Annotated in this window: 9 protein-coding genes and 1 tRNA gene; 6 read left to right on the forward strand and 4 right to left on the reverse strand. The window is 71.2% G+C overall.

What is annotated here, in order from left to right:
* Window positions 1–5: 5 nt before the first annotated feature.
* Together OMK64_RS07430 and OMK64_RS07435 are read right to left on the reverse strand one after the other, a co-directional pair.
* The gene (locus tag OMK64_RS07430; RefSeq protein ID WP_272727442.1) at window positions 6–1,058 is read right to left on the reverse strand and encodes an ABC transporter permease; all 1,053 of its coding nucleotides are present in this window, start codon (window positions 1,056–1,058) and stop codon (window positions 6–8) included.
* Between the two features lie 87 nt (window positions 1,059–1,145).
* A complete protein-coding gene (locus OMK64_RS07435) occupies window positions 1,146–2,810 on the reverse strand; it encodes an extracellular solute-binding protein (RefSeq protein WP_272727443.1) in 1,665 nt (554 codons plus the stop codon).
* 414 nt (window positions 2,811–3,224) lie between these two features.
* Here OMK64_RS07435 and OMK64_RS07440 point away from each other — a divergent pair, with 414 nt between their 5' ends.
* The 5 genes from OMK64_RS07440 to OMK64_RS07460 all read left to right on the forward strand — a co-directional run bounded on the left by OMK64_RS07440 (window position 3,225) and on the right by OMK64_RS07460 (window position 10,193).
* Window positions 3,225–4,229, forward strand: a complete 1,005-nt coding sequence (locus OMK64_RS07440) for a LacI family DNA-binding transcriptional regulator (RefSeq protein WP_272727444.1) — start codon at window positions 3,225–3,227, stop codon at window positions 4,227–4,229.
* Window positions 4,230–4,293: 64 nt separating this feature from the next.
* On the forward strand, window positions 4,294–5,838 hold the full coding sequence (locus OMK64_RS07445; protein ID WP_272727445.1) for an alpha-N-arabinofuranosidase: 1,545 nt from the start codon (window positions 4,294–4,296) through the stop codon (window positions 5,836–5,838).
* A gap of 17 nt (window positions 5,839–5,855) precedes the next feature.
* On the forward strand, window positions 5,856–7,490 hold the full coding sequence (locus OMK64_RS07450; protein WP_272727446.1) for a glycoside hydrolase family 43 protein: 1,635 nt from the start codon (window positions 5,856–5,858) through the stop codon (window positions 7,488–7,490).
* Window positions 7,487–8,512 carry an alpha/beta hydrolase fold domain-containing protein gene (locus tag OMK64_RS07455; protein WP_272727447.1) on the forward strand — a complete coding sequence of 342 codons (1,026 nt, stop codon included), beginning with the start codon at window positions 7,487–7,489 and terminating at the stop codon, window positions 8,510–8,512. The genes OMK64_RS07450 and OMK64_RS07455 overlap by 4 nt, the downstream gene beginning before the upstream one ends.
* A 16-nt stretch (window positions 8,513–8,528) precedes the next feature.
* A complete protein-coding gene (locus OMK64_RS07460) occupies window positions 8,529–10,193 on the forward strand; it encodes a GH39 family glycosyl hydrolase (RefSeq protein ID WP_272727448.1) in 1,665 nt (554 codons plus the stop codon).
* A gap of 91 nt (window positions 10,194–10,284) precedes the next feature.
* Here the strand turns inward: OMK64_RS07460 and OMK64_RS07465 are convergent.
* Window positions 10,285–10,367: transfer RNA gene (locus tag OMK64_RS07465), tRNA-Leu, on the reverse strand.
* 154 nt (window positions 10,368–10,521) lie between these two features.
* Here OMK64_RS07465 and OMK64_RS07470 point away from each other — a divergent pair.
* On the forward strand, window positions 10,522–11,745 hold the full coding sequence (locus tag OMK64_RS07470; protein WP_272727449.1) for an AI-2E family transporter: 1,224 nt from the start codon (window positions 10,522–10,524) through the stop codon (window positions 11,743–11,745).
* Between the two features lie 41 nt (window positions 11,746–11,786).
* Here OMK64_RS07470 and OMK64_RS07475 read toward each other — a convergent pair whose 3' ends face one another.
* The gene (locus OMK64_RS07475; protein ID WP_272727450.1) at window positions 11,787–12,671 is read right to left on the reverse strand and encodes a dihydrodipicolinate synthase family protein; all 885 of its coding nucleotides are present in this window, start codon (window positions 12,669–12,671) and stop codon (window positions 11,787–11,789) included.
* Window positions 12,672–12,742 lie beyond the last annotated feature (71 nt).

The following is a 12,742-nucleotide window of genomic DNA, read 5'->3' on the forward strand; positions in this document are numbered from 1 at the left end:
TCCTCCTAGACCAGCGTCTCTTGGTTGAGGCGCTTGGCCGCCAGGTTGGCCGAGCCCACCAGGATGATGGCGACGATCGTCTTGAAGATGCCCGCGACGACGGCGAGGTCGTAGTTGCCGAGCTGGTAGCCGTAGCGCAGCACGAAGACGTCGATGGTCTCGGCCCGCTCGGAGATCAGGCCGTTGCCGAGGAAGTACGGCAGCTCGAAGTTCGTCGACAGGATCCAGCCGGCGTTGATGATGAGCAGCACGACGATCGTGGGCCGGATCCCGGGCAGCGTGATGTTCCACATCTTGCGGTACCGGCCTGCTCCGTCGACCTCGGCGGCCTCGTACAGGCTCGGGTCGATCGCGGTGATCGCGGCCAGGTAGAGGATCGTGTTCCAGCCGAGCTCCTTCCACAGGCTCGTCCCGGCGACGATCCCCCAGAAGTGGTTCGGCTCGGTCAGGAACAGGACCGGTTCCTGGACCAGGCCCACGGCCATGAGGGCCTGGTTGATGAACCCGCCGGACGAGGGCAGTGACAGCGCCACCGACGCCAGGCTCGCCACGATCACCCAGCTGAGGAAGTGGGGCATGTACGTGATGTTCTGCATGATCCGCTTGAACGGGGCGTTCTTGACCTCGTTCAGCAGCAGCGCCAGGACGATGGCCCCCAGCGTCCCGACGACCAGCGTCAGGACGGACTGCCCCACCGTGTTGATCACGACCCGGCGGAACCGTTCGCCGTTGACACCGGTGAACAGGTCGACGAAGTTCTCGAAGCCGACCCACTCCTGGTTCCAGATGCTGCCGCGACCCGGCTTGTAGTCCTGGAAGGCGATCGCCCAGCCGTAGACCGGGACGTACTTGAAGAGGATCTGGTACATCAGCAGCGGGACGGCCATCGCGAGCAGGACCCGCTGCGCCCAGATCCTGTCCCAGGTGATCTTGCGCCGGGGCTCCTTGGCTGCTCGCGTCCGGGCCTTGCGGCGTGGACCACGCGAGCCGCTCGCGGGCTCCGGGGCCGGTTCGCGCCCGGTGGCGGCCACAAGCGTGGTGACCGTGGTGTCCGTCATCTGTCCAACCTCGTCGTCGCGGAGCGGTGGGTCGTCGTCGAGGACGCGTGGTGGGGGCGAACCCCCACCACGCGTCCTCGCGGACTGTTACCAGTTCTCCAGACGGTCCTGGATGCCGGCGTTGATGGCGTCCTCGTACACCTTGACGTCGATCTTCTTGATGGCGTCGACGTAGGCCTTCCAGCTCGCCTCGAAGTCGGCAGGGGCACCGGCGATGATCTTCGGCAGGTTCTGCACGTTGGCGTCGGTCAGCTGCTGGTTGACCTCGTTGGCCTCGTCGGAGAGCGTGATGTTCCACGCCGGGTAGTACTTGGGGTTCTCCGGCTGCGGGTTCATGAACTCGAGCCAGGTCTTCTTGCCGTACTGCTCCATGACGTTGCGGTCGTACTCGGTCAGCGTCGCGAAGAACTCGGCGGGCTGGTCGTCGGGGCTGTAGGCGTTGCCGTCGGAGAACTGGCCGTTGTGCTTGGGCAGCACGTCGAGCAGCGCCTCGAGACGGTTGGAGGCACGCCAGGTGAGGTCGCGGGCGTTGGCCCGCTGCTCCTCGGTGCGTGTGAACATGCCGTCCTCGCCCACCTGGTAGTCCTCGCCCTCGACGCCCCACGAGAGCACCTTCTGCCAGGGCTCGCTGAGCATGAGGTCGAGGAACTTCATCGCCTTCTCCGGCTGCTTGCTGGAGACGGAGATGCCGAAGCCCTGGTTGGTGTTCATCACGGGGCGGTCGGCGTACCACGGCTCGGCCCCGTCGTAGACGGGCATGAGCGGCACGTACGTGTACTCGTCCTTGCCGGCGCTCCGCAGCGAGTCGGTCGCGGTCTGGAAGTTCCAGCCCTGGTCGTGCATGCCGAGGACCGCGCCGGTGGCGAGCTTCGCGGTGTACTGGTCGAACGTCAGCGTGAAGGACTCGCGGTCGACGAGACCCGCGTCGTACTGCTCGTTGAGGACCTTGTAGAAGTCCTTGGCGATGTCCTTGTCGGCGTAGATCTCCGCCTTGTCGTTCTCGTCGACGATGACGCCACCGTTGTTCGGCGACCCTGCCAGCAGCGCCGGCGGGTTGGTCATGCCCCACTCACGGCCCGTCGACGCGAGCACCTCGAAGCCGACGGTCGGGGCGCCGTCGGTCTGCGGGTTCTTCGCCTTGTAGTTCGCGATGAGCTCGAAGTAGCGCTCGAGCGTCATGTTGCTGAGGTCCGGCCAGCCGGCGTCCTCGAGCACACGCTTCTGGATCCAGAACGCGGGACCGTAGTAGGTGCCGCCCGTGACCTCGCCGTAGAAGCGGTTGTAGTTCGGGAAGATGTACAGGCCCGGGTCCACCTCCTCGCCCGAGTAGCTCATCTTCTTGATGTCGTCCTCGACGTGCGTGGCGAGGTTCGGGTAGTCGCCGCTCTCCAGCATGTCGTCCAGCCGCAGGAGGGCGCCGCCCTCGAGGAGACGCATCTTGAGGTCGGTGGTCCCGATGAGGTCGGGGTACTCGCCGCCCGCGAGCATGACGCCGATCTTCTGGTCCACGGCGTCCGGCGTGACGATCTCGTACTTGAGGGTGACGCCGAGGTTCTCCTCGAGCAGCTTGGTGATCTTGTTGTCGGGGGCCGGGGCCTGCGAGGCCGTCGTGATCCACGTCGTGAGCGTCGTCGGGTTGCTGGGGGTGAGCGTCCCCGACTGGTCCGCGAGCTCGCCCTCGGGGATGACGACGTCCTTCGGGTCCTCTTCGGGGGCGTCGCCCGAGGTACATCCGACCAGTCCTGCTGACACTGCGGCGACCAGGACAAGAGCTGACAACTTCGTTCTAGCGGTACGCACCGAGGTCTCTCCCTTGAGAACAGTTCCGGTCGTCCTTGACTGGAACGCGTGCACATCGGACGCGGTGTTCGGGCTTGGCGTCCTCATCCCGAGCGGGATTTTAGCGTTAAAGTAGAGACGCGGTCCCGAGCCGTCAAGACCTCGAACATCTCGAGATGGTCACGGCCGCGTCCGGTGTGCGGAGCTGCGCGCGTCGACGCGGGACGGCGACCCCCTCCCCCGTCCTGCCCGTCCGCGGCCTCGGGAAGCGGGCCTTGCGGTCACCGCTTTTATCGATATATTGAGCGCGCTCGGCGGCGTGGCCGGGCCCTCCGGGTCCGATGAGGGGCACGCTGGACTGGCAACGTCGCGGACAGGAGGATGCCCATGGTGCGCATGGCGGACGTGGCCCGCGCGGCCGGCGTCTCGGTCATGACCGTGTCGAACGTCCTCAACGAGCGCCTCCCCGTCGGCGAGCCGACGCGCGCCCGCGTCATGGCGGCCGTCGAAGCCCTCGGGTACGAGGTCAACCTGACCGCGCGGCACCTGCGGGCCGGCCGGACCGACACCGTCGCCTTCGTCGTCCCGAGCTTCCACGACTACTTCGGGGAGCTCGCCGACCACCTGGCCCCGCTCGTCGAGGCCGAGGGGCGTCACCTCGTGCTCGAGCGGACGAGCGCCAACGCGGAGCAGGAGATGGAGGCGCTGAGCGTCGCGCGGCTCCAGATGTACGACGGCGTGCTGCTGTCCGTCGCCGGTCTCGACCTGGAGCAGCTGGCGCGCGTGCGGACCTCCAAGCCCATCGTGCTGCTGGGCGAGCGCGACGTCCCCGACCACCTCAACCACGTGCGCCTGGCGAACGAGTCGGGCGCACGCCTGGCCACGGCCCACATGATCGAGCGCGGATCTCGCCGCATCCTCGCGCTCGGGTGCTCGTTCGACGGCGCCCACATGATGACCACGGACCGCCGCGTCGGGTGGGAGCACGCGTGCCACGACGCCGGCCTCGCCGCCGACCCGGCCTACGTCGTGCCCGTCAGCGACTACACGTCGCTCGGTGGTCGCGACGCGATGCTCGAGTTCATCGACTCGGGGCTGCCCTTCGACGGGGTCTTCGCCGTCACCGACATCGTCGCCCTCGGGGCGCTGTCAGCCCTCGCCGACCGTGGGCTGCAGGTCCCCGGCGACGTCCAGCTCGCCGGGTTCGACAACCTCGACATGTCCCGCTTCATCCCGCCGGGCATCACGTCGGTCGACGCCAACCACGAGGGCGTGGCCGAGGCGGCGGTCGGCCTGCTGCACCGCCAGATGGCGGGCTGGACCGGCCCCGCCGAGCACGTCGTCGCACCCGTCCGCCTCGTGGTGCGGGGATCCACCCGCGCCGGCGCCTAGCCGCACCCGCGCGAGCGGCCCTCCGCGTCACCCACGTCGCCACCCGGTCAAAGGAGACCCACCTGTGAGCACCCCTGCGCCTGCGCCCGCCCGCACGACCGCGATCATCGACCTCGACCTGCCCGGTGCGACGATCAGCCGGCACGTGTACGGGCACTTCGCGGAGCACCTGGGCCGATGCATCTACGGCGGGTTCTGGGTGGGCGAGGACTCGCCCGTGCCGAACGTGCGCGGCATCCGGTCCGACGTCGTGGCGGCGCTGCGGGACCTGCGCATCCCGAACCTGCGCTGGCCGGGGGGCTGCTTCGCCGACGACTACCACTGGCGGGACGGGATCGGCCCGCGCGACCAGCGGCCCCGGATGGTCAACTCGCACTGGGGCGACGTCGTCGAGGACAACGCGTTCGGCACCCACGAGTTCATGGACCTGTGCGAGCTGCTCGGGGCCGACCCGTACGTGTCCGGGAACGTCGGGTCCGGCAGCGTGGCGGAGATGTCGGACTGGGTCGAGTACCTCACCCGGGCCGACGACTCCCCGATGGCGGCCCTGCGCCGGGCGAACGGTCGCGACGAGCCGTGGCGCGTGCCGTTCTGGGGGCTGGGGAACGAGGCGTGGGGGTGCGGCGGGCACCTGCGTGCGGAGCAGTTCGCGTCGTTGGCCCGGCAGTACGCCACGTACTCGCGCGACCACGGCGGCAACGCGCTCTACCGGATCGCGGCCGGCGCGAACGAGTCGGACCTGCACTGGACCGAGACGCTGATGCGCTCGTTCGACGACCTGGCCGCCGACCCGACCGAGCCGCCCCGGCCGTTCCAGGCCGTGTCGCTGCACTACTACACGATGTCCGGATCGTGGGGCGACAAGGGTGACGCCACCGGCTTCAGCACGGACGAGTGGTACACGACGATGGCCCGGGCCCGCCGCATGGAGGAGCTGCTCACGCGCCATTCGACGGTGATGGACCGGTACGACCCGCACCGCAAGGTCGGCCTGGTCGTCGACGAGTGGGGCACCTGGTGGAACGTCGAGAAGGGCACGAACCCGGGGTTCCTGTACCAGCAGAACACGCTGCGCGACGCGCTGGTCGCGTCCGTGCACCTCGACGCGTTCCACCGGCACGCCGAGCGGGTCGTGATGGCGAACATCGCGCAGACCGTCAACGTGCTCCAGGCGATGATCCTGACCGATCCCGACACGGGCGCGCTCGTGCTCACCCCGACGTACCACGTGTTCGCGATGAACCGCGGGCACCACGACGCCGCCGCGCTCGCCGTGCACCTGCGCGACGTGGAAACCCGGACCGTCGACGGGACCGAGCTGCCGCTGGTCTCGGCGTCGGCGTCTGTCAAGGGCGACACCGCGCTGGTCTCGCTGTCGAACCTCGACACCGAGACCGACCGCACGGTCGTGCTCGACCTGCGCGGCCGGGACGTCGTCGGGCACGAGGCGCGGGTACTCACCGCGCCGGCCCTGGACGCGCACAACACGCCCGAGCACCTCGACGCCGTCACACCGGCCGCGCACGACGGCGTGCGACCCCACGCGCGCGGGCTCGAGGTCGACCTCCCCGCGCACTCCTACGTCACCGTCGGTCTCGGGCTTCGTTGATGGCACCTGGTCAGTTGATGGCACCTGGCCAGCAGGCGCTCACCGGCGCCGAGCCGGTCATCTTCGCGGACGTCCCCGACCCGGACGTCGTCTTCGACGGGCGGCACTACTACATGGTCAGCACGACCATGTACTTCGCGCCGAGCGTGCCGATCATGCGCTCGAGCGACCTGGTGCACTGGTCGATCGCCGGCTACACCGCCCCGATCCTCGACGACACTGACGCGCTCGCCCTGCGCCACGGGCAGGACGCCTACGGGCAGGGCACCTGGGCCGCGAGCATCCGGCACCACGAGGGCACCTTCTACGTCTCGGTCGGGAGCCTGACCACGCAGAAGACGTACGTCTACGCGACGCCAAGCATCGAGCACGGCCCGTGGACGAGGTCGGTGCTCGACGGCTACGCCCACGACCAGTCGCTCCTGTTCGACGACGGGGCCGTGTGGGTCGTCTACGGCGCCGGGGTGATCGACCTGCGCCGGCTCGCCCGGGACGACCACGGGACGTTCGTCTGGGACGGCCCGCCGACACGGCTCGTCGAGGACGCCGGCGTCGACCAGACCAGCGGGCTCCCCGCGGAGGGCGCGCACGCCTACAGGATCGGCGACCACTACTACGTCTTCATGATCCAGTGGCCGACGGGCGGGATCCGCCAGGAGGTCGTGTGGCGATCCCCTTCGCTGACGCCGCAGTCCCAGGGCGGGACCTGGGAGGGCAGGGTCGTGCTCAGCCAGGCGGTGCCGGTCGCGGGGCGCCCGGGTGGCGGCGTCGCTCAGGGTGGCGTCGTCCAGGCGGCGGACGGGCAGTGGTACGCGATGCTCTTCCAGGACGAGGGGCCGCTCGGGCGCTCACCGCAGCTCGCGCGCGTCACCTGGGACGCGGACGGGTGGCCGGTGTACGCGCTCGGCGCCGCGCCGACGGTGCCCGCCGGCGCGGCGTCGGCGGGAGCGACGGACCTCCTCGTCTCCGACGACTTCGACAACCAGCCGACGCGGGCCGGCTACTGGAGCACGGCGGACGCCGGTGCCCTGACGACGTCGGAGGAGAACGCCTGGAACGGGTCGAGCCTCGGGCTGACGTGGCAGTGGAACCACAACCCGGACAACCGGTTCTGGTCGCTCACCGACCGGCCCGGCCACCTGCGGCTGACGACGGGCAGCATCGCGTCGGGCATCCTCGACGCCCGCAACACGCTCACCCAGCGCACGTGCGGGCCCGCGAGCGCCGCCGCGATCTCGCTCGACGTGTCCGCCATGTTGGACGGCGACGTCGCCGGGTTGTCCGCGTACCAGCAGAAGTACGGGTACGTGGGCGTCGAGATGGCCGACGGCGCCCGCCGGCTCGTGATGCGCCGTGCCGACCGGGACGGGGACGTCGCCTTCACCAGCGCCCCGGTGCCGCTGACGGCCGCGACCGTCCTGCTCCGCGTCGACGTGGACTTCCGCGACGCCGCCGACCGCGCCTCGTTCGCGTACTCGCTCGACGGCGCCGCCTGGACGCCGATCGGCGACGACCTGGCGATGGAGTACAGCCTCGACCACTTCACGGGGTACCGGTTCGCGATCTTCTGCTACGCCACGGCCGAGACCGGCGGCCACGTGGACGTCGACTGGTTCCGGGTCGGCGACGACATCGGAGGGATGCAGCCATGACGCGACGACTCGTCCCCGAGCTCGAGGCGCGTCGCCACCTCGTCGAGGGCCACGCGGACTTCACGCAGATCCCCGAGGCGGTCGTCGCGCGGTGGAAGGCCCCGTTCGGGCCGCCCGAGGACTGGGACCTGACCGTGGTCGACCAGGAGGTCACCGGTCCGCACGGCCTCGTGCCCGTGCGCGTCTACACGCCCGTGGGCACGCCGCCCGACGGCGGCCGAGCCTGCCTGGTGTGGATGCACGGCGGCGCGTTCGCGTGGGGCGACCTCGACATGGCGGAGGCGCACGAGGCCGCCCGCGGCATCGCCGGCCGCGCGGACGCCGTCGTCGTGTCGGTCGACTACCGCCTCTGCCCGGTGATGCCGGAGCTCGGCGGCACCGTCGGCGACCGCGTCGACGAGCGCGGCGACCCGGTCCGGTTCCCCGTCCCGCAGGACGACTGCCTCGCCGTGCTCGACGCCGTGCGCGCGGACCCGGCCCGCTTCGGGGCCGACGCGGCCCGGGTCGCGATCGGCGGTGCGAGCGCGGGCGCCTTCCTCGCGGCGGCCGTGACCCTGCGCACCGTCGCGGACGGCGGGCCGCCGTGGCAGACCCTGCTGGTGTACCCGATGCTGCATCCCCGGGTTCCGGCGCTCTCGGCCGAGGTCGCCGAGGCCCTCGAGGCCGCCCCGCACGCGCTCCAGCTCCCGGCGTGGATGATCGACGCCACGAACCGCACGGTGCTCGGCCGCGACCCGGAGCCGTCCGACGACGAGGCTTTCCCCGGCCTCGCGGCCCGGCTCGAGGGCTTCCCCCCGACCTACGTCGAGAACGCCGAGTTCGACGCGTTCCGGGCGAGCGGCGAGCAGTTCAGCACGCGGCTGCGCGCGGCGGGCGTCGACGTCGTCGAGGTGACGCGGGCGGGCGTGCCGCACGGCCATCTCGACTGGGTGGGGTTCGAGCCCGCGCGGGACACCCTCGACGCCCTCGCTCAGCGGCTGCGCACGCACGTCCCCGCGGGGCCGCGGCCGTCGAACCCCTGAACCGAAGGAGATCTCCATGCCGCACGACGCGCACGCGCTCGACGAGCTGCAGGTCGATGGCGCGCCCCCGTCGGACGCGCCGCTGCATCACGTCTGGAACCGGTGCGTGGGTGCCGGCCGGGCCAACGAGGCGCTGCGCGCCGACTGGCAAGCGCACCTCCGCGAGGCCGTGGACGTGCTCGGAGTGCGCTCCGTGCGCTTCCACGGCCTGTTCCACGACGACATGTTCGTGTACCGCGCCACCTACGGCGGCGGCTTCGCGCCGCCCGAGGTCCTGCCCGAGCCGCCGATCACCTTCAGCTACGTCGACATGGTGTTCGACGCGATCCTCGACGCGGGCGCGCGCCCGTTCGTCGAGCTCGGGTTCATGCCCCGCGAGCTGGCCACGCAGACCGAGACGCTGTTCTGGTGGAAGGCGCACTGCAGCCCGCCCACCGACATGGCGGAGTGGGTCCGCCTCGTGACCGAGACGGTCCGGCACTGGATCGAGCGGTACGGCCTCGACGAGGTGCGGGAGTGGCGGTTCGAGGTGTGGAACGAGCCCAACCTGGTGCCCCACTTCTGGACCGGCACCCGCACCCAGTACTTCGAGCTCTACGAGGCCACCGCGCGCGCCCTGAAGGCGATCGACCCGCAGCTCAAGGTCGGCGGACCGTCGACCTCCGTCTTCGTGCCCGACGCCCGCTACGCCGGCGAGACCTACGACCGCGCGGCCGAGTTCGCCACCGGCCAGGCGCCCGACCCCGACGCGCTCGACTGGCAGCCGGTCTGGGTCCGCGAGCTCGTCGAGTACTGCGCCGAGCGGGACCTCCCGCTCGACTTCCTCTCCACCCACCTCTACCCGACGGACTACGCGGCCGACGGGACCGGCAGCGGGTTCACGGCCATCCACCGCCACGTGGACGCCACCGAGCAGGACCTGCGCCTCATGCAGGACCTCATCGCCGCGAGCCCGTACCCCGACGCCGAGCTGCACATCACCGAGTGGTCGAGCTCGCCGTCGAGCCGCGACCGCACGCACGACACGCTCTTCGCCGCCACGTACATCACGCGCGCGTTCCTCAAGGGCGCCGCGCTCGCGGACTCGATCTCCTACTGGACGTTCACCGACATCTTCGAGGAGGGCGGCGCCGGGCTCGGCCCGTTCCACGGCGGCTTCGGGTTCGTCAACGAGCAGGGCATCCACAAGCCCACGTTCCACGCCGTCGCGATGCTGAACCGCCTGGGCGACCGCGTCGTGCACCAGGACGACCAGGGCATCATCACGCGCTCGTCTTCCGACGGCCGCGTGTCCGCGGTGTTCCTCCACTACCCCGCCGAGATGGGGACGCGCGGCGTCGAGCAGCACGACTCCTACGCCGCGACGCGCGCGTACCGGGAGATCGGGACGTCCCGCCGGGTCCACCACACCGTCGCGGGTCTCGAGCCGGGGACCGTCTTCCAGGTCGAGGTGCTCGACTGGGAGCACGGCAACGCCGCCGAGGCGTGGCACCAGATGGGCGAGCCGCTCAACCTCACCCGCGCCCAGACAGCCGCGCTGAAGTCCGTCGCGGACGACCTGCACCGGTGGACCGTCACGGTCCCGGAGTCCGGCGTCCTCGAGATCGACCTCGACCTCCCGGCCTGGGCCGTCGCCTCCGTCGCCCAGCTCTCCCCCGCGGCCGAGGTCGCCTCACGCTGACGCGTCGACCTCGGGCAGTCCGAACCACCGCAGACACACGAACGGCTCCGAGCCGAAGCCCGGAGCCGTTCGTGTTCGCTGTCTCAACGAGTGTCCGGAGGGGGACTTGAACCCCCACGCCCTTTCGGGCACTAGCACCTCAAGCTAGCGCGTCTGCCATTCCGCCACCCGGACAGGTGGACCGTCCGGGGGCCCGTGGGCTCCCTCAGGTGCGGCAGAAAAGATAGCACGGTGCGGCGGTCGGGCATGCATCGGCCCCGGGGTGCAGACTGACGCCACAGGCGCGGGGCACCAGCGCCACGACCGAGTCCGACGTGGCGGGGGGTTCATGGCCGAGGCGACCGGCACCGGGAGCAAGGGGCTGACCGGCCCGAGCAACCCGGCGGCCCGCAAGGTGGCAGGGGCGCGGCGCAACCCCAGCGTGTACGGGGTCGAGCACACCGCGCCGCACTGGCTGCGCGTCATGGCGGGCGTGTCGTGGCGGCTGCTCGTCGTGCTCGCGGCCGTCGCGCTCGTCTTCTACGCCACGTCGCGCGTGCAGCTGCTGTTCATCGCGGTGTTCCTCGCGTTCGTGTTCTCCGCGGTGCTCCGCCCGATCGTGGACTTCCTGTCGCGGTTCATGTGGCGCGGACTCGCGACCGCGCTCGCGATCCTGGGCGGCATCCTCTTCTTCGTCGGGCTCCTGACCTACATCGGGTACTCGATCGCGAACCAGTGGAACGACCTCACCAAGCAGTTCAGCGACGGCATCTCGCAGATCACGGACTTCCTGGAGAGCGGCGCGCTGCCGTTCACGATCACGAACGACCAGATCGCCGAGTGGATCGGGAACGCGCAGCAGTGGGTGCAGGACCACGCGGGCGACCTCGCGTCGCAGGCCGCCGCCGGTGCCGGCTCCGTGGTCGAGATCTTCACCGCGCTGGCGCTCGCGATCTTCTGCACGGTGTTCTTCCTGGCGCGCGGCCAGGAGATGTGGACGTGGTTCCTCAACCAGCTGCCCACGCGGTTCCGCGAGACCTGGAAGGTCGCGGGCGGCGCAGGCTGGTACACGTTCTCCGGCTACACGCGCGGCACGGTCATCATCGCCGTCACCGACGGGCTGCTCGCGTTCATCCTGCTGACGATCCTGCGGGTGCCGCTCTCGGCGCCCCTCGCGGTGCTCGTCATGATCGGTGCGTTCATCCCGCTGGTCGGCGCACCCGCGGCCATGATCGTCGCGATGATCGTCGCGCTCGCCGCGAACGGGCTGTGGTCCGCGGCGATCGTCGGCATCGGCATCGCGCTGATCGGGCAGTTCGAGGGGCACATCCTGCAGCCGCTCGTCATGGGCAAGCAGGTGTCCCTGCACCCCGTGGTCGTCGCCCTCGCCGTGACGGCCGGGACGCTCACCGCCGGCATCCTCGGCGCCGTCATCGCCGTGCCGCTCGTGTCCGTCGTCTGGGCGATCTTCTCCCGGCTGCGGACGCTCGAGCCGCCGATGGACGAGGACGAGGCGGACGACGAGGTGCGGCCGGCGACCGACGAGGAGGCGGCAGGCACACCGCGCGGCTGACGCGCCGTCCTCACGGCCGTCGCAGGGTGACGACCCGGCGGTCAGGCCAGGGCGCGCTCGACGGCGGCGTCGAGGTCGCCGCGCACCTCCGCAGGAACGTCGAGCAGCGGCGCCGGGAGCGGCCCGAGGTCGAGGCCCACGTGCCGGGCGACCGGACCCGCGAGGCGCATCGCACCCCAGCGCGCACCGAGCGCGGTGAGCGGGGCGAGCCGCTCGGTCCAGGTCTCGACGAGCGCCGTGTCACCGGCCGTCGCCGCGGCCGCGGTGGCCACCCACGGGCGGGGCAGGACGCCCGCGAGGCCGCTGTGCCACGTCCGGGCACCCGCGAGCAGCGCCTGCACGCCCAGCGCGTCGCCGCTGAAGCCGACCTCGACGTGCGCAGGGACGCCGGCGAGGAGCGCGGAGCAGCGGGTGCGGACGTCGTCCGCGTCGAGCCCGCGGTCCTTGAGCCCGCCGATGCCGGGCAGCGCGGCGATGGCGAGGAGGTCGTCGACCGTGAGCTCCAGGCCCGTCGTGCGGGGGTTGTGGTAGATCCAGACGGGCACCTCGGCGACGGCCGCGACGTCCCGGTACAGCGCGAGCGCCTCGGCGGCGGTGAGAGGCAGGTACGACGTCGTCGGCAGCAGCACGGCGTCGACGCCCGCGGCGCGCGCGGCGGCAGCATGCCCGAGCACGTCGTTCGTCGTCAGCGCGCCGATCCCGCACACCACGGGCACCCGACGGTCGACCGCCTCGACCGCGGCGCGCGCGACCCGCGCCCGGTCGCCGCCACTCAGGTAGGCGAAGCCGCCCGTCGAGCCGAGCACCGCGACGGCGTCCGCGCCCGCCGTGACGGCGCGGTCCGCGAGCGCGGCCAGCACGCCGGCGGCGACGCCGCCGTCGGCGGTGCGCGGGGTGGGCAGGTACGCGGCGAGGGGTCCGAGCATGGGCGGGAGGCTAGCGAAGGCTGCCACCGGCCCCGCAGACCGCTCGCTGGCCGGTCGACGCATCGGCGTCC

The sequence above is a fragment of the Cellulomonas fimi genome, from assembly GCF_028527925.1.
GTDB lineage: Bacteria > Actinomycetota > Actinomycetes > Actinomycetales > Cellulomonadaceae > Cellulomonas > Cellulomonas fimi_C.